Raw genomic sequence first — 25,819 nt, forward strand, 5'->3', positions numbered from 1 at the left:
CAATAAATTGCATAAATTATGTAGGCCTGGTATCAGGCAGTTTTGCCTCTTTCATCGTACTGCAATTTACAGTGACTCGTTAATATTCATCATCCCCGACGCAAATTCTGCGCCGCCTGCACCATGTTCGCCAGTGCCGCGCGGGTTTCTGGCCAGCCGCGCGTTTTCAGGCCACAGTCCGGGTTGACCCACAGACGCTCTGCCGGAATGCGTTTTGCCGCTTTCTTCAGCAAGGCTTCAATCCATTCTACGCTCGGTACGTTTGGCGAGTGAATGTCATAGACGCCTGGACCAATTTCATTTGGATAATCAAACTCTTCAAACGACTCCAGCAACTCCATGTCGGAACGCGAGGTTTCGATGGTGATGACGTCTGCGTCCAGCGCCGCAATCGAATCCATGATGTCGTTGAACTCGCAGTAACACATGTGAGTGTGGATTTGTGTGTCATCTTTCGCCACGGCGGCGTTGATACGGAAAGCCTCCACGCCCCACTGGAGATAGGCATCCCAGTCGCTGCGACGCAGCGGTAAACCTTCGCGCAGCGCCGGTTCATCAATCTGGATGATGCCAATTCCTGCGGCTTCCAGGTCCGCCACTTCATCACGCAGCGCCAGCGCAATTTGTTTGGCGATGGTTTCACGGCTGACATCTTCACGCGGGAACGACCAGCAGAGAATGGTCACCGGGCCGGTCAGCATCCCTTTCACCGGTTTGTCAGTCAGCGATTGCGCATACTTCGCCCACTCAATGGTAATCGGTGCCGGGCGGCTAACGTCACCAATGACAATCGGCGGCTTCACGCAGCGGGAACCGTAGCTCTGTACCCAACCGTTTTGCGTAAAGACAAAACCGTCGAGATGCTCGCCAAAGTATTCCACCATGTCATTACGCTCGGCCTCGCCATGCACCAGCACATCCAGACCTAAACGTTCCTGCTCAACAATGGCCTGCTTGATATGTTCCGCAATGCCCGTGCGGTAGTTGTTGGCGTCGAGATTACCCTTTTTGAAATCCAGACGCAGGGTACGAATTTCCGTGGTTTGCGGGAAGGAACCAATCGTGGTGGTCGGCCACGCGGGCAGTTTAAAACGCGCACGCTGGGCTTCAGCACGCACTTCATAGACATTCGTACGCTGACTGTCCTGGGCGGTGATCGCCGCCAGACGCTTTTCTACCGCCGGATTATGGACACGGGTAGAGTGACGACGCGCCTGAATCGGAGCGCTCCACGCTGCCAGCGCAGACGTATCACCGCTATTGAGCGCATCGCGCAACAGCACCAGTTCTTCACATTTTTGCAGAGCGAAGGCAAACCAGCTTTTCACCTCCGCATCCAGACGCGTCTCCACGCTCAGATCGATTGGGCTGTGCAGCAACGAGCAGGAAGATGCCACCCACAAATCACGTTTGCCGACAATGTCCTTAATTTGCGCATATTTCTCGGTAAGATCGGCGCGCCAGACGTTACGACCATTGATCAGACCCGCAGACAGCAGCCAGTCAGAAGGCAGACGCTTGTGCAGTTCAGCAACGTCATCTTTACCATGTACAAGATCGACATGCAGACCCTGAACAGGCAGCGCAGTAATCGTGTCGAGATTTGGCGTTACGCCTTCAAAATAGGTGGTCAGCAGCAGTTTCACCTGTCCCTGGAGCGCGTCGTAAGCGGGTTTGTATGCGTCCAGCCACGCCTGCGGCAGTTCCAGTACCAGCGCGGGTTCATCAATCTGTACCCACTCGATGCCGCGTTTCGCCAGCTCTGCCAGCACCTGCTGATAAACCGGCAGAATGTCGTTCAGCAGGCTCAGGCGATCAAACTGTTCACCTTTCACTTTACCCAGCCACAGGTAGGTAACCGGCCCCAGCAGCACAGGTTTCACCTTGTGGCCCAGCGCCAGCGCCTCGTCCACTTCCTCCAGCAGCTGCGTCCAGGTCAGTTTGAACTGTTGGCCTTTAACGAACTCCGGCACCATGTAGTGATAGTTGGTGTTAAACCATTTGGTCATTTCCGCTGCCGCCGCAGGTTCACCAGTCGGCGCACGTCCACGACCAATACGGAACAGGGTGTCGATATCTACCGAACCATCTTTGTTCTGATGACGTGGCGGAACATTACCCAGCAGCAGACTGGTGGTCAGTACATGATCGTACCAGGCAAAATCGCCCACCGGCAGCAGGTCGATACCCGCCTGCTTTTGTTGATCCCAGTGACGGGCACGTAATTCACGCCCAACCGCCAGCAGTTCTTCACGCGTGGAGTTCCCCGCCCAATAACTTTCTTGCGCTTTTTTCAGCTCGCGACGCAGGCCAACGCGAGGGAAACCGAGGGTGTGATTAAGAATTGTCATTATATGCCCCTTATGGAATTTTTAGTATTTAGCCGTCCAGATGTTTACACATCCATAATTGGCGGTTACTGTATATTCCTCAAGCGCAAATTATTCATGCCGAAGTGAAGGACTTTCATGATCGAAGTAAAACACCTGAAAACGCTACAAGCGTTGCGGAACTGCGGCTCGCTCGCAGCCGCTGCGGCGACGTTGCATCAGACGCAATCCGCCCTGTCTCACCAGTTTAGCGATCTGGAACAACGCCTTGGCTTCCGGCTATTTGTGCGTAAAAGCCAGCCGCTTCGCTTTACACCGCAGGGAGAAATCCTGTTGCAACTGGCAAATCAGGTGCTGCCGCAAATCAGCCAGGCACTGCAAGCCTGCAATGAACCGCAGCAGACGCGTCTGCGCATTGCCATTGAGTGCCATAGCTGTATTCAGTGGCTGACACCCGCGTTAGAAAATTTCCATAAGAACTGGCCGCAGGTCGAGATGGACTTTAAATCGGGCGTGACGTTTGACCCGCAGCCTGCGTTGCAACAGGGCGAGCTGGATCTGGTGATGACGTCCGATATTCTGCCGCGCAGTGGCCTGCATTATTCGCCGATGTTCGACTATGAAGTGCGTCTGGTATTGGCACCTGACCATCCACTGGCGGCGAAAACGCGTATTACACCGGAAGATCTCGCCAGCGAGACGCTGTTGATTTATCCGGTGCAGCGTAGTCGACTGGATGTCTGGCGGCATTTTCTTCAGCCAGCAGGCATCAGCCCGTCACTGAAAAGCGTCGATAACACCTTATTGTTGATTCAGATGGTTGCCGCACGGATGGGTATTGCCGCACTACCGCATTGGGTGGTGGAGAGTTTTGAACGCCAGGGTCTGGTGGTGACCAAAACCCTGGGCGAAGGCTTGTGGAGCCGACTGTACGCCGCCGTGCGTGATGGCGAGCAGCGTCAGCCGATTACAGAAGCGTTTATTCGCTCAGCGCGCAATCACGCCTGCGATCATCTGCCGTTTGTGAAGAGCGCGGAGCGACCCACTTACGATGCACCCACAGTGAGGCCAGGATCACCAGCGCGCCTGTAATAAACGTTGGCCAGTGCGGCTGTTGGTGCCAGATAGCCAGGTTTACCAGCAGCCCTGCCGGAACGTGCATATTATTCATAATGCCCAGCGTTCCGGCGTCTACTTGGGTTGCGCCGTAGTTCCACATAAAGTAGCCAATCCCGGAAGCCACCACGCCAAGAAACACCAGAATGCCCCATTGCAGCGTGGTTTGTGGCATTTTCTGCGCATTTCCCAGCAAGAACCATGCAATCACCGCCACCAGGAACGCGCCAAGATAGAACCACGCAAAGGCGTTATGCTGCGGCATCGGGCGAGTTTCCATCAGACGTTTGTAACCCACCATGCCGATGGCAAAAGTGATATTGGAGAGCTGCACCAGCAGCAGGCCAGTCCAGAAGTGGTCGGTGACCTGATCATAGCGAATAATCCCGGCACCAATCACCGCCAACAAGGCGCTAAAAGCATAGCCCCAGCGCAGACGGCGCTGACTCATGATGTCATAAATCAACGTGATGTAGAGCGGCGTCAGTACGGTGAACAGCAGCAGCTCGGAGACCGTCAGGTAGAGATAGGCGCGAAAACTCAGCATATACATCACGCCGAGCTGCATCGCGCCCACCAGCATATACAGGCCGACCGTTTTCAGGCTATTGCCACGGGTACGCAGAAACGGCAGAAAAACGAGTGCCGCCAGGCCAACGCGCACCAGCACCGCAAAATAGCTATCGACGTGCCCCGCAAGGTACTCGCCATAAAAGCTAAAGGAGAAGGCCCACAGAATCGTGGTGATGATAAGTAGCGCCACAATGGAAAACTCTTTGATTAACGAGTATCCATTGTAGCGAAATATCAGGTTGACAACTGACCAAATAAAGAACGATTACGATAAATAGAGTTTACGCAGATAATGCGGCACCGCGTCTTCGGCATTAGTACCAATCACTTCCAGCTCCGGATGCAGATCTTTCAGACGCTGATGCGCACTGCCCATAATGCAGCCTTTCCCCGCCATCGACAGCATTTCGGCGTCGTTCATCCCGTCACCAAATGCAATACAATCCTTCAGGCTGTAGCCCAGTTTCTTCGCCACCGCTTCCAGTGCATGGCCTTTCGACACGCCGCCCGCCATCACTTCCAGACAGGTTAAGGTAGAGAAACTAACGTTGACGCGATCGCCCCAGCGAGCGTTGATCGCCTGCTCCAGCGGCAGAAGTTGTTCATGGGAATCGCAGGTGAAGAACACTTTGCTGACGCCTTCCGGCTCCAGTAATCCCGGCTCATACAGCGCATATTTGAACACCGCTTCTTTAAAAAAGCGCATCTCTTCCGGGCGATGGCGATTCATAAACCATTCGTCGTCGCGATAAACGTTAGTAATGATGTCCGGATTGTCGTTGACTACGCCAAACAGATCGCTGGCAATGTCGCGATCCAGGTTATGAGCAAAAATCAGATTGCCATCCAGATCATGAACGCGCGCGCCATTGGAGGTAATCATGTAAGACTTAATCTCCAGATTATCGCGAATTTGCCCCACATCAACGTGGTGACGACCGGTCGCAAACACAAAGTTGATGCCGCGCGCGGTGAGCAGCTTCAGAGTTTCTTTGGCGTAAGGGGATAACGTATGGTCGGGAGAAAGTAACGTGCCATCTAAATCAGACGCAACAACCTGGTACATAAGAAATTTAAACCTCTGTAGAGCGGTTTCCGCTGGGTGAGTTATGCCTGTTGAAAAAATCAACGATGGCGTGGAGCGCGACTGAGCGCATTGCGTCCTTTTCAAAAAGGATCTCATGGTACGCACCTTTAATTACCAACGGCCGTCCTCCTTCGACAGGATGGCCCGCAGCGGTGCGGAGTTCACAAAAACGGTCATGCATGCGGTTATCCACCACGCGTTCCTCTTCAGCTTGTAAGAGAAGCGTTGGTGTGGTGTCATCACCCGCACCGGCTAACACCTGTTCGCCAGCCAGAATACTTTCGCGTACCCAATGGTAGGTCGGCCCACCGACGCGAATCGTTGGGTCATCAGCATAAAAGCGTAAGTTACGTCGATATCGCTGTCTGCTGTGGGTCAGTACGTTGATAGCAAACGGCAACGCGCGCCAGCGCCCAGTGCCTATTGCATAGCCATCACGGAAACGTGGATGCGCTTCGGCCCAGTTGAGGATTTGCCGTGCCATAAATGACGGCATACGAATCACGATCCCAAACATTGGCGCAGTTAGCGCAATGGCGTCACATACACCTGGATGGCGTTGCAGAAATAATGTGGAGATCGCACCGCCCATCGAATGTGCCAGTATATAGCGTTTACGCCACGGACCGGGCTGGACCTCCTGTTGCCAGAATGCCGCCAGATCATCAACATAATCATTAAAGCGATTAACATGCCCGAGATGCGGATCGGCTAACAGGCGACCGGAACGTCCCTGCCCGCGATGGTCGATGATTAAGACATCAAACTCCAAATGGAACAAATCGTAGGCCAGTTCCGCATATTTTACGTAGCTCTCAATACGCCCCGGGCAGATGACTACCACCCGGTCATGGTGCTTTGCGCTAAAACGGACAAAGCGCACCGGAATGTCATCCACACCAGTAAATTCTGCTTCATCACGCTGACGCCAGAAATCAGTCAGCGGTCCCATGGTAAAAGCAGCAAACGCGTTTTCTCTTGTTTCCCAGTCTTTTTGCTGCTGAAACATCGGGTAATCTGCCTCTTAAACCACGTAAAATCGTTTTTTTAAGCGTGCCTGACACAACGCTGCGACAGTAGCGTATTGTGGCACAAAAATAGACACACCGGGAGTTCATCATGACCTTAGAATGGTGGTTTGCCTACCTGCTGACATCGATCATTTTAAGCCTGTCGCCAGGCTCTGGCGCAATCAACACCATGACCACCTCGCTCAACCACGGTTATCGCGGTGCGGTGGCGTCTATTGCTGGGCTTCAGACCGGACTGGCGATTCATATTGTGCTGGTTGGCGTGGGTTTGGGGACGCTATTTTCCCGCTCAGTGATTGCGTTTGAAGTGTTGAAGTGGGCAGGCGCAGCTTACTTGATTTGGCTGGGAATACAGCAATGGCGCGCCGCTGGTGCAATTGACCTTAAATCGCTAGCCTCTACTCAATCGCGCCGACATTTGTTCCAGCGCGCAGTTTTTGTGAATCTTACCAATCCCAAAAGTATTGTGTTTCTGGCGGCGCTATTTCCGCAATTCATCATGCCGCAGCAGCCACAACTGATGCAGTATATCGTGCTCGGCGTCACCACTATTGTGGTCGATATTATTGTGATGATCGGTTACGCCACCCTTGCTCAACGGATTGCTCTATGGATTAAAGGACCAAAGCAGATGAAGGCGCTGAATAAGATTTTCGGCTCGTTGTTTATGCTGGTGGGAGCGCTGTTAGCATCGGCGAGGCATGCGTGAAAAATAATGTCGGATGCGGCGTAAACGCCTTATCCGACTTACTCTGATGACGCGTCTGGCATCAACGCGAAATAATCAAATGAATGCCAAATCCGGCAAATAACGCCCCGGCAAAACCATCAATCCACTTCGCCAGACGTTGATAACCACGGCGCATTTGCGGCAGGGCAAACAGGCTGGCAACGACGGTAAACCACGCCAGTGTTTCGATAATAATCAACGCGAAAATGCCCCAGCGCTCAGTGGTGCCGACGTTATCGCCGACAAACAGCGAGAATACCGAACCAAAGTAGATAATCGCTTTCGGATTGGCGAGATTGGTCAGTAAGCCTTTCAGGAAACTGCGTCCGCTTTTTGCCAGTTCTACCTGTGGCGCAGGCGCAGAAACGACCTCTTTTTTCAGTGCGCTACGCAGCATCTGATAACCCATCCAGCAGAGATACAGGCCACCGCCCACCATAATCAGCGTATGCAGCCAGGCCATTTTTTCGATAATCAAATGTAGGCCAAGCAACGCAATCCCAGCCCAAACCATTACGCCGCAGGTAATGCCCAGCACGCCCATCATCGCTTCTTTACGGGAACGACTAACAGCGGTCTGAGAGACAAAAAAGAAATCGGGACCGGGGCTCATAAGCGCCACAATGTGCACCATGGCGACGGTGAGGAATAACATCAACATACATTAGACTCGCGGGGGAAACGTTTACGGAGTCTTCATCCTGGCACTTTTTTATGCTGCTGACTACTCTTCGTCGTCACCATCGACATGCGCACGAATCAGCGCCATAAACGGTTTGCCAAAGCGTTCCAGCTTGCGCATCCCAACGCCGTTAACGCTGAGCATTTCGCTGGCGGTGATCGGCATCTGTTCAGCCATCTCAATCAAGGTTGCGTCGTTAAACACCACGTACGGCGGGACATTGCTTTCATCGGCAATCGATTTACGCAGTTTGCGTAATTTGGCGAACAGTTTGCGATCGTAGTTGCCGCCGAAGGATTTCTGCATCGCTTTCGGTTTGAGCGCCACGATACGTGGCACGGCAAGTTGCAAAGAGGATTCGCCGCGCAGCACCGGACGCGCAGCCTCTGTCAGTTGTAGGGCAGAATGCTGGGCAATATTTTGCGTCACCAGGCCGAGGTGAATCAGCTGGCGGATCACGCTCACCCAATGTTCATGGCTTTTATCACGGCCCATGCCATAGACTTTCAGTTTGTCATGACCATAGTCGCGGATACGCTGGTTATTAGCGCCACGAATCACTTCCACCACATAACCCATCCCAAACCGCTGATTCACCCGACCAATGGTGGAAAGGGCAATCTGAGCATCGGTTGAACCATCGTATTGTTTCGGCGGATCGAGGCAGATATCGCAGTTCCCGCACGGCTCCTGCCGCCCTTCGCCAAAATAGTTCAGCAATACCAGACGACGGCAAGTTTGCGCTTCGGCAAACGCGCCCATCGCATTGAGTTTATGGCGCTCGATATCCTGCAATTGCCCCTGCGGCTTCTCTTCCAGACAACGGCGTAGCCACGCCATATCGGCCGGATCGTAAAACAGCATCGCTTCCGCGGGCAGGCCATCACGCCCGGCGCGACCGGTTTCCTGATAATAGGATTCGATATTGCGCGGAATATCAAAATGCACCACGAAGCGAACGTTAGGCTTGTTGATGCCCATGCCGAACGCCACCGTCGCCACCACAATTTGCAGGTCATCGCGCTGGAATTTCTCCTGCACGTCGGCGCGAATATTATTTTCCAGCCCGGCATGATAGGCCGCCGCGCTAATTCCCTTGCTTTGCAGGCGCGCAGCGGTGTCTTCTACTTTCGCCCGGCTGTTGCAGTAAATAATCCCCGACTTACCGCGTTGTTCCTGCACGTAGCGCATCAACTGATCGAGCGGTTTGAATTTCTCCATCAGCATGTAGCGAATATTCGGACGGTCAAAACTGCTGATTTGAATCAGCGGATCGTTCAGCCCCAGCAGGCGCACGATATCCTGCCGCGTGGTGTCGTCGGCTGTGGCGGTCAGCGCCATAAACGGCAGCGTCGGGAACCGCTGGCGCAACTGACCGAGCGCGGCATATTCCGGGCGGAAATCGTGGCCCCATTGGGAGATACAGTGCGCTTCATCAACGGCTAATAACACCGGATTCCAGTGCGCCAGATGCTCAAGAAAGTTATCCAGCATCAGGCGTTCCGGGGCGATATAAAGCAGACGAATTTGCCCGGTGCGGCAGCCTGTCATCACTTCAAGTTGCTGTTCGCGGGTTTGCGTCGAGTTAAGGCACGCCGCCGCCACGCCGTTGGCTTGCAGTTGATCCACCTGATCTTTCATCAACGAAATCAGCGGTGAAACAACCACGGTAAGGCCGTTTAGCAATAAAGCAGGAATTTGATAGCAAAGGGATTTTCCGCCACCAGTGGGCATGACGACCAGGCAATCGCGACCGGAAAGCACAGTGTCGATAATCTCTTCCTGGCCGGGGCGAAACTGTTGGTAGCCAAAGGTTTCTTGTAAAACCTGTTTAGCTCCGGACTCCAGATTCAACACTTCCGCCTGCGCCACATTCACCCCGATTGCCTGAAATAAAAACAGGCGCTATTTTCAGCGCCTGCGCGAGAAACTGCAATGCTTTTAGCGTCTGGCTGGATAATGTTGGATGCTGGATTCCAGATTTGACAACCATTCATCAAAACAGGTCGTTTAGCATAACTCCCACACCAACGCGGGTCTGGTTGAAGTTATAGTCGATGAGCGATTCGCCGTAACCACTGTAAACCTGAGTATAAAGGCGCACATGTTTGGTGATCGGGTAACTTAAGCCTAACTCCGCACCACCGTAACCGGTGTTCCAGTTGTACTGCCCTTTCGCGCTCAGTACCGCATCACCGAGGTGATAGCCGATTTTAAGCTGGTAATAGCCCATATATTTGGTGATGTCCGGGTTATCGTCCGTATTCCCCACCACATACCACGGCTTCACCTCTACCAGCCAGTTACCGTTTTCTGCCATCAGGCGGGTATAAAGGCGGTTCCAGCTGCGGGAAGTCGGGTCTGAACGCCCGTTTGAGTCGTGGTTGTAGCCCATTTCCACATCGCGCAGCGTCCAGCCAGCAAAGTTGTAATCCGTGGCAAAACCGAGGAACAATTGCGGTTCGTAGTTAGTTTCACGAAACGGTGAAGACTCTTCGCTATTGGACAGTTGCCACCAGGATTTTTGCGTATAAGACGCACCCAACACCGAGTTCGGGCCTAAAATCCCACGCCACAGCGGAAACGCCAGGCTCAACTGAAACTTTACTTCATCCTTACGCGCATTTTCCGCCCAGTCGTAACTGGCAATCGCTTCTTTATTCAGATCGCTGGTTTGGGTATAGATGATGTAGTTGGTGTCATAAGGATAAAGGGTGAACGGATTGTCATGCTCCTGCAGCATATTGGCGATAATACTGCCACGCACCGCTGGCGCGTCATGCACCTCTTTCACCGTTGCCTCTTGTGCATATACTGCCATAGGCAACATAAACACCGGCAACAACCAGCCCTGCAGAGTCCGCATCGCTCGTGTTCTCCGTAACGAATTATTGATAAGGTGAATATTTTTCTGCGGGCTATTTTACATACTTAACTCCATAGCCGTTAGTTATCCCTTCCTAAAGTAGAAACCAACAACAAAGAAGCATAAAATCAACATTTCATTAACTAATGAAGTGTAAGGATGATATGTCTGCCGTACTGACCGCTGAACAAGCCCTGAAATTAGTGGGTGAGATGTTTGTTTATCACATGCCATTTAACCGCGCATTGGGGATGGAACTGGAGCGTTACGAAAAAGAGTTCGCACAGCTGGCCTTTAAAAATCAGCCAATGATGGTGGGTAACTGGGCGCAAAGCATTTTGCACGGCGGGGTCATTGCGTCGGCGCTGGATGTCGCCGCAGGTCTGGTGTGCGTGGGAAGTACCTTAACCCGCCACGAAACCATCAGTGAAGATGAACTACGCCAGCGGCTATCGCGGATGGGGACCATTGATCTTCGCGTCGATTATCTGCGCCCAGGCAGAGGCGAGCGTTTTACTGCTACCAGTAGCCTGTTACGTGCAGGCAATAAAGTCGCCGTCGCCCGCGTTGAATTACACAATGAAGAACAGCTTTATATTGCCAGTGCTACAGCCACCTATATGGTAGGTTGATAACGTAAAAGCAGGTAAACTGCTGTTACCAATTAAAAATGAGTATTCCCGATGGATGCAAAACAAACGCGGCAGGGCGTATTACTCGCTCTTGCCGCTTATTTTATTTGGGGTATTGCGCCAGCGTACTTCAAGCTAATTTACTACGTGCCCGCCGATGAGATCCTGACGCATCGCGTGATCTGGTCGTTTTTCTTTATGGTGGTGCTGATGAGCATCTGCCGCCAGTGGTCCTATTTAAAAACGCTGATTCAGACGCCACAGAAAATTTTTATGCTGGCAGTCTCTGCCGTGCTGATTGGTGGCAACTGGCTACTGTTTATCTGGGCGGTGAACAATCACCATATGCTGGAAGCGAGCCTTGGTTACTTTATTAACCCGCTGGTGAACATTGTGCTAGGGATGATTTTCCTCGGCGAGCGATTCCGCCGGATGCAATGGCTGGCGGTGATTCTGGCGATATGTGGCGTGTTGGTTCAGTTGTGGACTTTTGGTTCACTGCCGATCATCGCGCTGGGGCTGGCGTTTAGTTTTGCCTTCTACGGCCTGGTACGCAAGAAGATTGCCGTTGAAGCGCAAACCGGCATGTTAATCGAAACCATGTGGCTGCTGCCCGTGGCGGCGATTTACCTGTTTGCTATTGCCGACAGCTCAACCAGCCATATGGGGCAAAACCCGATGTCGCTGAATTTACTGCTGATCGCCGCCGGTATTGTCACTACCGTACCGCTGTTGTGTTTTACTGCCGCTGCCACGCGCTTGCGTCTCTCAACGTTAGGCTTTTTCCAGTACATTGGCCCGACGCTGATGTTCCTGCTGGCTGTGACGTTTTATGGTGAAAAACCGGGTACCGATAAAATGGTGACCTTCGCCTTTATTTGGGTGGCGCTGGCAATTTTTGTGATGGATGCGATTTATACGAGCGTAGAACGTCCAAATAAAAAATAAATATATTCTGAAAAAATATGCCGACTCTTGCATGAGAGTGGGCATATTGCCATGCTGACAGGAGACTCACATAAGGAAAGGCAGAATTTCCAGACGTCGTTGTATATTTTCATTTGCTTTAATAAATTTCATTTTTGGTAAATTCAGCATTATGTTATTAGCGATGAGCAAGACCAATCATTAACCAAGTTCTCTTCAGAATGTAATGAAAAATGTGAAGTGCATTTCTTTTTTAAAAATTTTTTAGCCTATTATTTCTTATCAAATTAACATTACCCTTAATTATAAGAAAGGAGAATATAAATGAACAACATATTAGGCTCATCAATTAATATGCCCTGTACACTTTTCGAAACTATTACTTTATTCGATGATTTTTCTGCTGATGATATGCAATATGGGGATATGGAAGAACAAGATTTTCTCTCACTCGGCTTAAGCGACATCTCTGCAAAAGTTGATCCTTACCGCCTCATTAAATACCATTTTCCTGGGCCGAATTCTACTTATGGTGCTTTTAGTGTTCCAACTTCTGGAACAAAAATATCACAAAGTGAATGTATTGATATTTTATTTGCAGAAATGAAAGATCTGGCAAAAATGTTTTCCTTTTTTGGACAATACAAAACACTCATCCAGGATCTGATTGATCATTTTAGATATGGAAATGGCAACAGTTTCCATAGCCAGGAATTGAACTTATCTTTTCATGAACGAATAAACAAATATGATTATAATAGCCCAATACGTGTAATCAAAGAATGTATCGAAAATGATATTTCTTCAACACCTACGATAGGATACCGGCCTCTTCTCCTACAAAAGATTAAGACCGAATTACTTTCATCAAGACTAAATAAATTCAATGATTTTAAAGATAATTTTAATGGCCTGGGAATCAGCATTCATGATATCTCAGCTCAAAAAATATCTCTTTTAAATTTTCAAAAATATCCTATGGGCTGGAGCGCTACCATTCATTTCATAGCACAAGACCACTTTGGTTTGGATGTGACTGATATAAAAAACAAGATTTACAACAAGTATAGATTTTTTCGCATATGGTTCTTTTTACAACGGCATAAAGACTTTGCTTTCAAACCTTTTTTCACCAATTTTAACACTATCGAAAGAATCGAAAATTATCTATGAAAAGCAAACTCCAGAAAATTATATTATGTTTATTTCTTCTATGCTGCATCTATAATTTATGGACATTGCGTCCTGTACAGATTTTGTATACATACTCTGATGCTGGCAATTCAGTCTTTCTGGTCGTTGATCATCTGCCATGGACTGATAGCGATAAAATAAATTGGTATCTGAAGCATCAGGATGAAATTAAAAGTCAAAATCCCCTACCAGAAGGTAGTTGGCATACCTGGTATGTTATTGATATCGGTAATGGCTTCACTGACTATAAAAAATATATCGAAGGGCCGTATGAAGATCTCTACTGTTTCCCGACGATTAAGAGCAATGATAATTGCATCGTAAAAAACTATTTAATGGTTATTAATGAATATCCTTACCGTAATACTCATTTTTTTATTGCTGATAACAATGAGTATCAACTAACCCAGGAAAATAAGATAGAGCGAGTGTTCAACCCGCATGACTTTGAAAAAGACAATTTTCAGCAATAAGCCGGATAAAGAACAATCTTTACCCGGCATTTATATTACAACCAGTTCTTCCGTTTAAAGTACAGATACGGTGCCAGGCCCGCGAGGATCATAAAGATAATCGCGCCAGGGTAGCCGAAACTCCACTTCAGTTCCGGCATAAACTCAAAGTTCATGCCATAGCTGGAAGCCACCAGCGTCGGTGGCAGGAACACCACGGATACCACCGAGAAGATTTTGATGATGCGGTTCTGCTCGATGTTGATAAAGCCCATCGCCGCCTGCATCAGGAAGTTCACCTTCTGGAACAGGGATTCGTTATGCGGCAGCAGGGATTCGATATCTCGCAGGATTTCACGCGCCTGCTCCAGTTGACCACCCGGTAAACGCGCCTTGCGTACCAGGAAGTTGAGCGCACGCTGGGTATCCATCAGACACAGGCGAACTTTCCAGCCGATATCTTCCAGTTCCGCCAGCGTGGAGAGCGCCTCGTCGTACTCATCGCCCTGATGCCCTTCCATAATTACCCGGCTCAACTGCTCCAGGTCGCTGTAGATATTTTCAATTTCATCTGCCAACTGTTCGATTTTGGTTTCGAACAGATCCAGCAGCAGCTCGTAGGCATTACCGTCTACCATCGACTGGCTACGGGCACGCATACGATACAGACGGAATGCAGGCAGTTCACGCTCACGCAGAGTAAACAGACGACCATCACGGATGGTAAATGCCACAGTGGAGTTACCGGCGTGATCTTCCGCATCTTCAAAGAAGAAGAAGGAGTGAATATGCAGGCCGTCATCGTCTTCAAAGAAACGTGCCGATGCTTCGATGTCTTCCAGTTCCGGGCGGGTTGCCAGGCTCTGGCCAAGTTCAGATTGTACGCGCAGTCGCTCGTCGTCGTCCGGTTCGACAAGATCAATCCATACTGCATTTACAAGGGGTTGTGACTCTTCGACTTCCAGCCGGGTCAGTCGGTTATTTTCCAGTTGAAATGCGCTCAGCATGACCGGGACTCCCAATGCTTAAAATATCGGACAGTTCGGTGGGCACACAGAAACAAATTGGGTTTCAGACCATTAAACAGCCTGACTCAGCGCGACGGGAAAAATTGAGGTCGCTGACAACCGCTAAGGCTATCAGCAAAAAGGGATAGCCTTAGGAGTTGATCCTGGATGACAGGATAGTGAGCCAGTATCTACTGGGTGTGTCCAAGGCGAATGTCCTCTTAGAGTGATCGTGCGCGCATGTTACGCCAGCAAAATTTTGCCGTCAACACGCAACAGAACACCACAGAACAATAGTTGAACTTCGCGCTTTTTGGTACTCGTCAAGGTCGCTAACAGGATAAAAAAATCCCACATCCAGGACCTATAATGGCGCATCGGCTACTCATTGGTAAAGGAATGATCACCTTGAATCTCAAACGGATTTTTCTCACCCTCACCTTACTTCCCTTATTTGCTGTTGCCGCTGATGATTGCGCACTCTCAGATCCGGCGCTGACCGTACAGGCGTATACCGTTAATCCTCAAACAGAGCGGGTGAAAATGTACTGGCAAAAAGCCAATGGCGAAGCGTGGGGAACGTTACATGCTCTGCTGGCGGATATTAATAGTCAGGGTCAGGTGCAGATGGCAATGAACGGCGGCATCTATGATGAAAGCTATGCGCCGCTCGGTTTGTACATCGAAAACGGTCAGCAGGAGGTGGCGTTAAATCTCGCTTCAGGTGAAGGGAATTTCTTTATTCGTCCTGGCGGCGTGTTTTATGTCGCGGGAGATAAAGTCGGCATCGTTCGTCTGGATGCCTTTAAAACCAGTAAAGAGATTCAGTTTGCGGTGCAGTCAGGGCCAATGTTATTAGAAAACGGCGTAATTAATCCGCGTATTCATCCCAACGTCGCCTCACGTAAAATTCGTAACGGTGTTGGGATTAATAAACAAGGGAACGCCGTGTTTTTGTTGAGCCAGCAGGCGACAAATTTTTATGATTTTGCCTGTTATGCCAAAGCGAAACTGAACGTTGAGCAGTTGCTTTATCTTGATGGCACAATTTCACATATTTATATGAAAGGCGGGGCAATCCCGTGGCAACGCTATCCTTTTGTCACCATGATTTCCGTCGAGTGGAAAGGTTAAGCATTATACACTCGAGGAGGCCAGACAAACTGGGACTGGCTACACAGCTGGAAAATCATCAGATAAATGAAGGGAAACAAAAATGAAAAAAACGCTCGCAACGTTATTTTTATTAACGTGTCTGGGATCATCATCCGCCTATGCGGATAACGCTTTGATTTTACAAACTGATTTTAGCCTGAAAGATGGTGCCGTCTCGGCGATGAAAGGGGTCGCATTCGGCGTTGACCATAATCTTAAAATCTTTGATTTAACACACGAAATTCCACCGTATAACATCTGGGAAGGCGCTTATCGCCTGTATCAGACTGCCAGTTACTGGCCGCAAGGTTCGGTGTTTGTTAGCGTGGTCGATCCGGGCGTAGGCACTGACCGTAAATCGGTAGTGCTGAAAACCAAAAACGGTCAATACTTCGTTTCACCAGATAACGGTACGCTCACTTTGGTGGCACAAACTCTGGGTATTGATAGCGTCCGGGAAATCGACGAAAAAGCTAACCGCCTGAAAGGTTCTGAAAAGTCATATACCTTCCATGGTCGCGATGTATATGCCTACACCGGTGCGCGTCTGGCTTCCGGAGCGATCACGTTCGAACAGGTGGGGCCAGAGCTTCCTGCAAAAGTTGTCGAACTTTCTTATCAGAAAGCAAAAGCAACAAAAGGTGAAGTGAAGGGCAATATCCCGATTCTCGATATTCAGTACGGCAACGTCTGGAGCAATATCAGCGACGAGTTGCTGAATCAGGCAGGAATCAAACTCAACGACACGTTGTGTGTGACCATTTCCGAAGGTTCCCAGCAAAAATACGCAGGGAAAATGCCGTATGTCGCAAGCTTCGGCGATGTGCCGGAAGGCCAGCCGATGGTGTATCTGAACAGCTTATTGAATGTTTCCGTGGCGCTGAATATGGATAATTTTTCGCAGAAACATCAGGTTGCGTCTGGTGCTGACTGGAATATTGATGTGAAGAAGTGCGCTAAGTAAGGTGCTGATGCCGGATGCGGTGTGGCGCACCGCATCCGGCAACGGAGTTGTAAATTACACCGTCTCCAACCGGGCGTAAGCCGCCACCAGCCATTTAATACCCTGGCCCTGGAATGCCACCTGCAAACGGCTATGCTCACCGCTGCCTTCCATATTGACGATGGTGCCTTCACCAAACTTAGCGTGGCGTACGCGCTGGCCGAGCTTGTAGCCGCTGTCGTTCTCGACCATCGGCGTACCCATCCGTTGATGGCTGACCGGGCGGCTTACCGTGGCGCGCAGGCGCACCTCTTCCACACACTCTTCCGGCAGCTCGCCGATAAAGCGCGACGGGCGATGGTAAACCTCTTTGCCATACAGACGGCGGGTTTCCGCGTAGGTCAGCGTCAGTTTCTGCATCGCGCGGGTTACGCCAACGTAGGCCAGACGGCGTTCTTCTTCCAGACGTCCGCCTTCATCCAGCGACATCTGACTTGGGAACATACCCTCTTCCATACCGACGATAAACACCTGCGGGAACTCCAGCCCTTTCGCCGAGTGTAGCGTCATCAACTGCACCGCGTCCTGCCAGGTATCCGCCTGCCCTTCACCTGCTTCCAGTGCCGCATGGGAGAGGAACGCCTGCAGCGGCATTAAATCTTCGTCTTCTTCGTTGTAGCTGAACTGGCGCGTCGCCGTCACCAGTTCCTCTAAGTTTTCGATACGCGTCTGGCCTTTTTCGCCTTTCTCCTGCTCGTACATTGTGCGCAGGCCGGAGTCTTTAATTACCCGGTCAGTCTGTACATGCAGCGGCATATCGGCAGTTTCCTGCGCTAAGGCGTCGATCAGTTCCATAAACCGCTGTAAGGCACTGGCAGCACGTCCGGCGAGGGCTTTTTCCTGCAACAGTTCACGACATGCCTGCCAGAGTGTTAACTGGCGATCGCGCGATGTCTGACGTACCACGTCCAGCGTCCGGTCACCAATACCCCGCGTTGGTGTATTCACCACGCGCTCAAAGGCCGCGTCGTCATTACGGTTGGCAATCAGGCGCAGATACGAGAGCGCATCTTTGATTTCCTGGCGTTCGAAGAATCGCATCCCGCCGTAAATACGGTACGGCATACTTGCCTGTAACAGTGCTTCTTCCAGCACACGCGACTGGGCGTTGCTGCGGTAGAGAATGGCGCACTCGGCAAGCGCCCCGCCGTTGTCCTGCCAGGTTTTGATACGGTTAACCACAAAACGCGCTTCATCGAGTTCGTTAAAAGCGCAATAGAGGGAAATAGGCTCACCATCCGCGCCATCGGTCCACAGTTTTTTACCCAAACGCCCGTTGTTGTTTTCAATCAGGGCGTTCGCGGCGCTCAGAATATTGCTGGTAGAGCGGTAGTTCTGCTCCAGACGGATAGTTTCAGCACCGGGGAAATCATTGAGGAAACGCTGAATATTCTCCACCTGCGCTCCACGCCAGCCGTAGATTGACTGATCGTCATCGCCAACGATCATCACTTTGCCGGTATCGCCCGCCAGCAGGCGGATCCACGCATACTGAATGTTGTTGGTATCCTGGAATTCGTCCACCAGGATATTGGTAAACCGTTCGCGATAGTGCTGAAGGATATGCGGCTTGTTAAGCCACAACTCGTGAGCACGTAGCAGCAGCTCGGCGAAGTCCACCAGGCCCGCACGATCGCACGCTTCCTGATACGCCTGATACACCTTCTGCCAGGTCTGCTCCACCGGATTACCGTAGCTTTGAATATGATGCGGACGCAGGCCTTCATCTTTCTGGCTGTTGATGTACCACATTGCCTGGCGCGGCGGCCACTGCTTCTCGTCGAGGTTCATCGCCTTGATTAGGCGTTTGAGCAGGCGTAGCTGGTCCTCGCTGTCGAGGATCTGAAAATCCTGCGGCAGATTGGCGTCCATATGGTGCGCACGCAGCAGACGGTGCGCCAGCCCGTGGAAGGTGCCGACCCACATGCCGCCCTGGCTGGTGCCCATCAGCTGCCCGATACGATGACGCATCTCCGCCGCCGCTTTGTTGGTAAACGTTACCGCCATAATCGAATATGGCGAGCAGTTTTCCACGCTCATCAGCCAGGCGATACGATGCACCAGTACGCGCGTCTTACCACTGCCCGCGCCCGCCAGCACCAGAAGGTTGCTGCGTGGCGCGGCCACCGCTTCGCGCTGTTTGTCATTAAGGCTGTCGAGCAGGTAAGAAACGTCCATTGGCACCGCCGCGTAAAAATAGGTTGGGCGGAGAAGCGCAACGCCCTCCGCCAAAAAGCTGGGTATATATACAGATTTGCTGATTATATCAGCGAGGTCAGAGATGCCAACCGGGAAATTTCCAGATGCGGGAGTAAACGGCTGTCCCAGGTTTGCATCAGATCGCCATTTTCCGGTCTGATCCAACAGGCCTGCATTCCGCTGCGAATTGCCCCACCCACGTCAGTGGTGAGATCGTCCCCGACATGTAAGATCTCGCCGATCGGCACGTTGAGTTTTTCCGCCGCCAGGAAGTACATATCGCTGAACGGTTTTGAGCGCCCGTGCGGGCCAGCGCGCAACACAAACTCAAAATAATCCCCTAAACCAAACAGCTCCGGCTGGGCGTTACCGTTGGTGATCGCCACCAGCGGCCATTTCTTCGCCAGCTGTTTTAAGGTGTCGTGGGTTTGCTGCGGGACATCGATTCGGCTGCGCCATTTGGCAAAGTTGATCATTGCTGCGTGTGCGCCTGCACTGGCTTCTTCGGCACTCAGCCCGGCGTCGAGCATCGCTTGTTCAATCGAACGAAAACGCCAGCGCGTCACGTCGTGATAAATCTCGGGTTCCGCTTCCCGTACCGCCTGGCGCAGGCGTTGCAGATCTTCATTCTGGAAGCTGCGCAGCGCCGGATGGTAATTTTGCACAAAGGTAAGCGCCTCTCGCTCGGTGCGCAAAATCACCGGACGGTTATCGTAAAGGGTATCATCCAGGTCAAAGGTGAGCGCCGAGATGCGCCCCAAAGGCCGGTAAAAACGCATTATTTCCCCCGTTTGGCGCGTGGATGCGCCGCATCGTACACCGAGGCAAGGTGTTGAAAATCAAGATGAGTATAGATTTGCGTGGTGGAGAGGTTGGCATGACCCAGCAGCTCCTGCACACCACGAAGATCGCCGCTCGACTCCAGCATATGCGTAGCGAACGAGTGACGTAATTTATGCGGGTGAACGTGATTATTCAGCCCTTGTTTGATGCCCCATTCGGCAAAGCGTTTCTGCACATTACGCGCGGAGATACGCTTGCCCAGTTTCGACAGAAAAAGCGCGTCGTCTTCGCTACCAAACAGGTCGCGCAAATCAAGCCAGTGCTCAATCCACGCCACAGCGTTGCGACCAATCGGCAGGCGGCGCTCTTTGCTGCCTTTTCCCATCACCCACACTTCACCAGACTCCAGGTCGAGGTGTTTGATATCGAGCCCCACCAGTTCGGAAAGACGCAGACCCGCGCCGTACATCACTTCCAGCATTGCCCGATCGCGCACGGCGAGGGGATCGTTGATATCAATATCCAGCAGCCGATTCATATCATCGACGTCGATGTTTTTCGGCAGATGACGCGGCGCTTTCGGTGCCGAAACACCTTTCGCCGGGTTGGCTTTGAGCTCGTTCTGGCTGACCAGCCAGTCAAAAAAGCTACGTAGCGCAGAAAGCCGTAACGCCAGACTTGCAGCTCCCAGCCCTTTACGGCGACTGCGTACAGCAAAATTGCGCACCATCGTTGCATCGCATTGCTGCCAGCTTCGCAGGCCGTTTTCGCTGGCAAAATTGATGATCGCCTCAAGCTGACGTTGATAGTTAAGCAGGGTTATCGGGCTAAGCTGACGCTCCACGCTCAGATAACGTAGGTAGCGTTCTACATCGGTGTGTAAATCGGTCATACGCGTTCAATCCAACGCTCCAGAAGCTCCGGCAACATCAGCGCAATTTCATGAAGTAACTGCGTTCCCTGCCCTTGTTGATAGTGACTGGCATCGCGACTAGTAAACAGCACAACACCCAAATCAGCATCGCTTCCCAGCATCGACATCGCCACCGATCCCACCGCTTTCGCTTCCGGTAGCACCACCAGAAGCTCCGGTCCGTTAAGCGGCCCCAGATAGTGCTGTTCCTGCCCCAGACGCTGAATACGCAGCGGTTCGAAAGACTGACGGCTTAATGCCAGATAAGTGTGGTTCGACGGCGCACCTAAGCGCCAGCGATCCGGAAACAGCCGCAGACTCGCCCCTGCCAGGCCGAGATCGCGCGCCCAGCGGTGAAAGCGCATCAGCATATCATCGAGACTGCTGGCGGCGGTGAGACTGCGCTGCAAGTAGAGTAAGCGATAAAACAGGCCTTCGTTGGCAATAGCCTGTTCCATCAACAACGCCATGTTCTCTTCCAGAACATGAATGTGATTACGCGCGCGGGCCATGTGCCACTCGACCAACGAAACGGTGCCGCGTACCGGATGCGGCACACGTATCGCTTCAACTGCGCGCGCATTGCGGATAAAAAACTCAGGATTTTTAATCAGATAATCGACAACCGCCCGGTCATCAAGCTCCGTGAGTGTTTCCTGCAGTTCTTCCCCTGGTTGCTTCATAGATGAATAAATCCGTCGTAGACATGTACCGCCGGGCCAGTCATATATAACGGGTGACCCGGACCTTTCCAGGCGATATCAAGACGACCGCCGGGGAGTTCCACGCGTACTTCTTCGGCCAGCAAACCTTGCTGAATCCCTACCGCCACCGCCGCACATGCGCCGCTGCCGCAGGCCTGGGTTTCTCCTGCCCCACGCTCATAAACGCGTAAACGAATATGCTCGCGCTTAACCACTTGCATAAAACCGATATTGGCGCGCTCCGGAAAACGCTCGTGGCTTTCCAGAACAGGACCAAGCGTTTCTACCGCCGCGGTATCGACATCATCGACCTGAATCACGCAGTGCGGATTTCCCATCGACACCACGCCACATAAGATTGTCTGCTCGGCGGCGCGCATAATATAGGTCTTTTCCGCTTTGTTAGCGCGAAATGGCACGGCAGAAGGTTCGAAGTTGGGTTCGCCCATATTGACGCGGACCAGATCATCATTGGTGACGGTCAGAACCATCCGTCCGTTGGCGGTGCTGACGCGGATATCGCGCTTATTGGTCAGCCCTTTCAGACGCACAAAACGGGCAAAGCAGCGCGCGCCGTTGCCGCACTGCGCCACTTCACTGCCATCAGCATTGAAAATGCGATAGTGAAAATCCAGTTCAGGATCATACGGTGGCTCAACCACCAGCAGTTGGTCAAACCCTACCCCCAGGTGCCGATCCGCCAGGCGACGAATCAGCTCCGGTGAAAAAAAGACATTCTGCGTTACCGCGTCGACGACCATAAAATCGTTGCCAAGGCCATGCATTTTCGAGAACTGCATCATTTACTCCAATCACGCGGGTACAGAAACTGACTTTTAGTAATTCACCTGGGATGGACCATCGCCAGTGGCGCGGTCGTTTTTATCCGGCACCGTGGATTGCGTTTGCATCTCTACCGGTTTGGTCGGCGGTGGTGCGTTTTTATCTGCAGGCGGGAAATAGAGCGGACCTTTCAGACCGCAGCCCGTCAGGCTGAAGAGAGTAAGTAATACAGTGAGTGCCTTAAACACGTTTTTCATTATGGATTGCCTGTAAAGTTCATCGCTTTCTGCTTTCTATCATCGCAGGAGAAGGCGTAAAAGCAAGCGTTTAGCGACTCTTTATGAAGTCTGAAAAGTGAGGAAATGCTGCGAGTATAACGCTTACACGTGGCGATTTATGTTTTGCTGGCAGTTTCGTGATCGGCACCTCGCGCCAGGATGGCTTTATGCACTATCGCAATGTGGTTTGTTTGTTGTCTTGTTCGTTGTTTTTATCGTCGGCATGGGGATGTCGGCTTTCCGCGCCTGAACATAATATTTACCAGAAACAGGGAAAAGGCGTGGTGTATTTGCGCCCTTATGAAAAGACCAATCTTTCGCTATATAGAGACATTATTATTCCGTTGACAGATGAATCATGCCGGAACGCAGCCGCAGAGGTGCAAACTTTGAAGCCCTGACCCCATGCCGCTATACTGCCGCCATCACTTAAAAACAGGATACAACAATGAACGACAGTGAATTTCATCGCCTGGCTGATCAACTGTGGCTGACCATTGAAGAGCGTCTGGACGACTGGGATGGCGATAGCGATATCGACTGCGAAATCAACGGCGGTGTACTGACCATTACCTTTGAAAACGGCAGCAAAATCATTATCAACCGCCAGGAGCCGCTGCACCAGGTATGGCTGGCAACCAAACAAGGCGGCTACCATTTTGATCTGAAAGGCGATGAGTGGATTTGCGATCGCAGCGGCGAAACCTTCTGGGATTTGCTGGAACAGGCGGCGACGCAGCAGGCGGGTGAAACAGTCAGTTTCCGCTAAGATTGCATGCCGGATAAGCCTCGCTTTCCGGCACGTTCATCACGAAAAATACTGCTGTAATAGCGGCGTATCGTGATCCTGATTGGCAGGCGGCATGTTGCCAATCGATTTGGTGCGGAACGGAATCACCTGTTCACGACCATCAACCTTCACAATCTGATAGAACTGCGGCAGGTTGAAGTTGATGAAGCTTGAGCCGTAGGTAAAACGGTCGTGCGATGACGAGTAGAAGCGACTGACGTCACGCACCAGCTCCTCTTTGCTGCCTTCGCAGTGGTGATACACCTCAACCCGGTTGCTTTCGTCGAGAATGTAGATATTAAAGCCATTCTCGTCTTGCGTTTCTTCGAAGAAGAACTGGATGATCCCTTCGCTGGCAAAGCCGTCCACCACCGCCGGTAATTTGACGTGATTGGTTTCAACCTGCACTGACAGGCCGTGCAGTTTGTTATGCGAAATAGCGCCATAAAACTCGATGGCATTTTCTAGTTTCTGTACCGATACATTCAGGCGCTCGAAGAATAAGCCCCAGGTTTGACCAGAAACGCGCAGCGCCTTGAAGCGCCCGGTTTCCTGGCGGGTGCTGGAAAGACGCAGTTCAATGCACTCAGAAACCAGTTGCTGCACGCGAGTACGGATTAATCCGCGCAGATGCTGGCTGTAGCAGAAGACTTCCACGCTATCTGGCGGTGCGGCGTCCTGATGCATTTTGCCGAGAATAGTTTTCAGGGCTTCGATCATCGACTGCTCGCCGTTGAAGTGCAACGTACGCACTTCGTTCCACGAGTTGCGGTACAGCAGGTCCACGCTACCTACCAGGCAATTTTGATTCTCGCCAAAGCTGAAGACGTCCAGCTTACGGAAATCAAAATGCACCACCTGATTGCGGAACGCAGCTGTCGGGTCATATTCCAGGTTAACGATAATCGCCAGATGGCGAATTTCACACGGGCTGTAGAGCGCCTTCGGTGTCGGTGCAGGCAGGCGCAGCGGGAAATGGTGTGACACATCGGCGACCATCTCCTGCAACTTAGGCAAATCGACAATGCCGTTGCCTTTAATATACAAGCGGGTACGCGAGGTCAGCAGGCCGTTAAACCATGCCCACGCCACCAGTTTATTCAGGTAACGGTTATATTCCAGCGGCTGATGGCTGATGATCGACTCAATATTTGGCGCGCGGTTATACAGATACCAACCTGAACGGTTAGCCCGGCCCGGCGGCACATAAATAAAGGTCAGATTCGGTTCCGAGAGATCGGGCGAAATCTGCGGGTTTACCAGCGTCACTTTACCTGGCAATGCTTCAAACGCGGCGTACAGTTTACGCGTCAGAACACCGATATCCTGTGGGCTGGCGGAGACGCTAAGGTTATTGCGACGCGCAAAGCGGATCAGATTACGGTAGCTCTGCATCATCGCGTCGAGCAGCTCGTTGTGCGCCTCACGCACCTGATCAATCTTCCAGTTAGCGCGGTTATCGAGCATTGCCAGACGAGCTTCGTCCCAACCCCACTCGCTCACTAACTGGCTCAACACTGCGCGACGCCAGCCTACGCAGGCGCGTTCACGGCTGAGCTTTTCGCACACTTTTAAATAGAAGCAGCGACGTACTAAATCCAGACGGGTAAAATCTTCAATCGCCGTCAGGTATTCAGTAACACGCTCCAGCATCATGCAGTACGGATCGAGGCCAAACGATACAATCTCGCCATCGTGCAAACGCTGTTTGATATCTTTCGCCAGCAGTCGTGGGTTCGGGTATTCCCAGGAATAGGCTTCCAGCAGCAGTGTTTTCAGTACCGCTTTGTATGGGGAATCGATACTCTTGTAGAGCTGCCAAAGGCTGGCACCAAAGTACTCTTCAGCAGAAAGCGAGCTTAAGCCACCGAGATCCAGCCATTCATTTGGCGTCAGCACGCCCTGCGCGTAAAGCGTCATCACATAGTCGTCGTAATGCTCTTCTTCGTCGCACGGCACCATATTCCACAGAATACGCTTACCGGCGAGACGCACGGCGGTACGGTAAAATTCGTCAAGCAGCAGTATATGCTGGGTGGAGCCACAATCTTCGCCCCCCAGGCTGCCGCTTTCATTATGACGGAAGCGGTTTTCATCAATCAGGAAGAAGCTAACTTCCACGCCCAGCGAGGCGGCCCAGCTTTCCAGCAGGCTGCATTTACGTTGTAGTAACTGGCGCTCTTCGCTATCAAGCCAGGATTGATGACAGACCCAGATATCCAGGTCAGAGGAACAACTTTGCCCTACGGACGAGGTGCTGCCCATGGTGTATACACCAGTAATTGGAAGCTCACCTTTCGGCGGGTCCTGTACTGACATTCCACGATACAGTTCAAGCTCGTTCAGGTAGTGGCGTTGAGTTTCATCAGGCGTGTAAAGGCAAATGCCTTTGGGAACGTTACCATCAAGGTAACCCGGCATTAGCGGATGGTGATAGTGCAACAATGTCGGCAGTAGACTGTAGACCTGTTGGAATGCAGGCCCCATAGCAGCAAGCGCGCGATCCACACGCAATTGATTTATGGCATCCAGTCTCTGTTTCAGAGTCTCAATATAGAGGTACAAGACGTATCGCCTGATTTGC

General features: G+C 51.6%; 24 protein-coding genes and 2 pseudogenes. 10 read left to right on the forward strand and 16 right to left on the reverse strand.

What is annotated here, in order from left to right; genetic code table 11:
* Positions 1-89: 89 nt before the first annotated feature.
* Positions 90-2,351: a 5-methyltetrahydropteroyltriglutamate--homocysteine S-methyltransferase gene (metE, locus tag ACJHXB_RS20620; protein WP_000153942.1), complete on the reverse strand. Its 2,262-nt coding sequence runs from the start codon at positions 2,349-2,351 to the stop codon at positions 90-92.
* A 117-nt stretch (positions 2,352-2,468) separates the two neighbouring features.
* Between metE and metR the strand changes: the two genes are divergently transcribed.
* On the forward strand, positions 2,469-3,422 hold the full coding sequence (metR, locus tag ACJHXB_RS20625; RefSeq protein WP_000573612.1) for an HTH-type transcriptional regulator MetR: 954 nt from the start codon (positions 2,469-2,471) through the stop codon (positions 3,420-3,422).
* On the opposite strand, the gene bioP is transcribed toward metR, so the two are convergent.
* The 3 genes from bioP to pldB all read right to left on the reverse strand — a co-directional run bounded on the left by bioP (position 3,310) and on the right by pldB (position 6,115).
* A complete protein-coding gene (bioP, locus tag ACJHXB_RS20630) occupies positions 3,310-4,209 on the reverse strand; it encodes a biotin transporter (RefSeq protein WP_001196244.1) in 900 nt (299 codons plus the stop codon). The genes metR and bioP overlap by 113 nt on opposite strands.
* Positions 4,210-4,284: 75 nt before the next feature.
* Positions 4,285-5,085 carry a sugar/pyridoxal phosphate phosphatase YigL gene (gene yigL / locus ACJHXB_RS20635; protein WP_000285353.1) on the reverse strand — a complete coding sequence of 267 codons (801 nt, stop codon included), beginning with the start codon at positions 5,083-5,085 and terminating at the stop codon, positions 4,285-4,287.
* A 7-nt stretch (positions 5,086-5,092) separates the two neighbouring features.
* Positions 5,093-6,115 carry a lysophospholipase L2 gene (gene pldB, locus ACJHXB_RS20640; protein ID WP_000487671.1) on the reverse strand — a complete coding sequence of 341 codons (1,023 nt, stop codon included), beginning with the start codon at positions 6,113-6,115 and terminating at the stop codon, positions 5,093-5,095.
* A 110-nt stretch (positions 6,116-6,225) separates the two neighbouring features.
* Here pldB and rhtB point away from each other — a divergent pair, with 110 nt between their 5' ends.
* A complete protein-coding gene (gene rhtB, locus ACJHXB_RS20645; RefSeq protein ID WP_000171710.1) occupies positions 6,226-6,846 on the forward strand; it encodes a homoserine/homoserine lactone efflux protein in 621 nt (206 codons plus the stop codon).
* A gap of 61 nt (positions 6,847-6,907) precedes the next feature.
* On the opposite strand, the gene rhtC is transcribed toward rhtB, so the two are convergent.
* The 3 genes from rhtC to pldA form a co-directional block, all read right to left on the reverse strand.
* Positions 6,908-7,528 carry a threonine export protein RhtC gene (rhtC, locus tag ACJHXB_RS20650; protein ID WP_000928844.1) on the reverse strand — a complete coding sequence of 207 codons (621 nt, stop codon included), beginning with the start codon at positions 7,526-7,528 and terminating at the stop codon, positions 6,908-6,910.
* Between the two features lie 63 nt (positions 7,529-7,591).
* Complete coding sequence (gene recQ, locus ACJHXB_RS20655; protein ID WP_024177878.1) at positions 7,592-9,421, reverse strand: ATP-dependent DNA helicase RecQ; 1,830 nt, start codon at positions 9,419-9,421, stop codon at positions 7,592-7,594.
* A gap of 124 nt (positions 9,422-9,545) precedes the next feature.
* Positions 9,546-10,415, reverse strand: a complete 870-nt coding sequence (gene pldA / locus ACJHXB_RS20660) for a phospholipase A (RefSeq protein ID WP_001259693.1) — start codon at positions 10,413-10,415, stop codon at positions 9,546-9,548.
* Between the two features lie 164 nt (positions 10,416-10,579).
* On the opposite strand from pldA, the gene yigI reads away from it, so the two are divergent.
* The 4 genes and pseudogenes from yigI (at position 10,580) to ACJHXB_RS20680 (ending at position 13,641) form a co-directional block, all read left to right on the forward strand.
* The gene (yigI, locus tag ACJHXB_RS20665) at positions 10,580-11,047 is read left to right on the forward strand and encodes an acyl-CoA thioesterase YigI (RefSeq protein WP_001277142.1); all 468 of its coding nucleotides are present in this window, start codon (positions 10,580-10,582) and stop codon (positions 11,045-11,047) included.
* Between the two features lie 51 nt (positions 11,048-11,098).
* Positions 11,099-11,988: pseudogene (gene rarD / locus ACJHXB_RS20670) on the forward strand (EamA family transporter RarD).
* Between the two features lie 310 nt (positions 11,989-12,298).
* Entirely contained in the window at positions 12,299-13,147 is an 849-nt protein-coding gene (locus ACJHXB_RS20675; RefSeq protein WP_001059676.1) for a YPO3983 family protein, read from the forward strand.
* Entirely contained in the window at positions 13,144-13,641 is a 498-nt protein-coding gene (locus ACJHXB_RS20680) for a DUF943 family protein (RefSeq protein ID WP_000837551.1), read from the forward strand. The genes ACJHXB_RS20675 and ACJHXB_RS20680 overlap by 4 nt, the downstream gene beginning before the upstream one ends.
* 35 nt (positions 13,642-13,676) lie before the next feature.
* On the opposite strand, the gene corA is transcribed toward ACJHXB_RS20680, so the two are convergent.
* Together corA and ysgD are read right to left on the reverse strand one after the other, a co-directional pair.
* Positions 13,677-14,627, reverse strand: a complete 951-nt coding sequence (gene corA, locus ACJHXB_RS20685; protein ID WP_000947159.1) for a magnesium/cobalt transporter CorA — start codon at positions 14,625-14,627, stop codon at positions 13,677-13,679.
* Positions 14,628-14,778: 151 nt separating this feature from the next.
* Positions 14,779-14,835 (reverse strand): protein YsgD, encoded by a 57-nt coding sequence (ysgD, locus tag ACJHXB_RS20690; protein WP_211180520.1) that lies wholly within the window; start codon positions 14,833-14,835, stop codon positions 14,779-14,781.
* 161 nt (positions 14,836-14,996) lie between these two features.
* Here ysgD and ACJHXB_RS20695 point away from each other — a divergent pair, with 161 nt between their 5' ends.
* Positions 14,997-15,761, forward strand: a complete 765-nt coding sequence (locus tag ACJHXB_RS20695) for a phosphodiester glycosidase family protein (protein WP_000951172.1) — start codon at positions 14,997-14,999, stop codon at positions 15,759-15,761.
* An 82-nt stretch (positions 15,762-15,843) separates the two neighbouring features.
* Positions 15,844-16,746, forward strand: coding sequence for an S-adenosyl-l-methionine hydroxide adenosyltransferase family protein (locus ACJHXB_RS20700; protein ID WP_087891133.1), 903 nt, complete (start codon positions 15,844-15,846; stop codon positions 16,744-16,746).
* 54 nt (positions 16,747-16,800) lie between these two features.
* On the opposite strand, the gene uvrD is transcribed toward ACJHXB_RS20700, so the two are convergent.
* The 6 genes from uvrD to lptM form a co-directional block, all read right to left on the reverse strand.
* Positions 16,801-18,963 (reverse strand): DNA helicase II, encoded by a 2,163-nt coding sequence (gene uvrD, locus ACJHXB_RS20705; RefSeq protein ID WP_000383407.1) that lies wholly within the window; start codon positions 18,961-18,963, stop codon positions 16,801-16,803.
* 83 nt (positions 18,964-19,046) lie between these two features.
* Positions 19,047-19,763: a 5-amino-6-(5-phospho-D-ribitylamino)uracil phosphatase YigB gene (gene yigB / locus ACJHXB_RS20710; protein ID WP_001213584.1), complete on the reverse strand. Its 717-nt coding sequence runs from the start codon at positions 19,761-19,763 to the stop codon at positions 19,047-19,049.
* Positions 19,763-20,659, reverse strand: a complete 897-nt coding sequence (gene xerC / locus ACJHXB_RS20715) for a tyrosine recombinase XerC (protein ID WP_000130702.1) — start codon at positions 20,657-20,659, stop codon at positions 19,763-19,765. The genes yigB and xerC overlap by 1 nt, the downstream gene beginning before the upstream one ends.
* Positions 20,656-21,363, reverse strand: a complete 708-nt coding sequence (locus ACJHXB_RS20720) for a DUF484 domain-containing protein (RefSeq protein WP_000812800.1) — start codon at positions 21,361-21,363, stop codon at positions 20,656-20,658. Before ACJHXB_RS20720 ends, xerC begins: the two co-directional genes overlap by 4 nt.
* The gene (dapF, locus tag ACJHXB_RS20725; protein WP_001160658.1) at positions 21,360-22,184 is read right to left on the reverse strand and encodes a diaminopimelate epimerase; all 825 of its coding nucleotides are present in this window, start codon (positions 22,182-22,184) and stop codon (positions 21,360-21,362) included. The genes ACJHXB_RS20720 and dapF overlap by 4 nt, the downstream gene beginning before the upstream one ends.
* Before the next feature lie 36 nt (positions 22,185-22,220).
* Entirely contained in the window at positions 22,221-22,424 is a 204-nt protein-coding gene (gene lptM, locus ACJHXB_RS20730) for an LPS translocon maturation chaperone LptM (protein WP_000799887.1), read from the reverse strand.
* A gap of 158 nt (positions 22,425-22,582) precedes the next feature.
* Between lptM and ACJHXB_RS20735 the strand changes: the two are divergent.
* Together ACJHXB_RS20735 and cyaY are read left to right on the forward strand one after the other, a co-directional pair.
* A pseudogene (locus tag ACJHXB_RS20735) lies at positions 22,583-22,768 on the forward strand (DKNYY family protein); the annotation flags it as partial.
* A gap of 125 nt (positions 22,769-22,893) precedes the next feature.
* Positions 22,894-23,214: an iron donor protein CyaY gene (gene cyaY / locus ACJHXB_RS20740; RefSeq protein WP_000999947.1), complete on the forward strand. Its 321-nt coding sequence runs from the start codon at positions 22,894-22,896 to the stop codon at positions 23,212-23,214.
* Between the two features lie 39 nt (positions 23,215-23,253).
* Here the strand turns inward: cyaY and cyaA are convergent, their stop codons facing one another.
* A complete protein-coding gene (cyaA, locus tag ACJHXB_RS20745; RefSeq protein WP_000281680.1) occupies positions 23,254-25,800 on the reverse strand; it encodes a class I adenylate cyclase in 2,547 nt (848 codons plus the stop codon).
* Positions 25,801-25,819 lie beyond the last annotated feature (19 nt).

Source organism: Escherichia sp. WS3227_2, assembly GCF_046486495.1.
Lineage (GTDB): Bacteria > Pseudomonadota > Gammaproteobacteria > Enterobacterales > Enterobacteriaceae > Escherichia > Escherichia coli.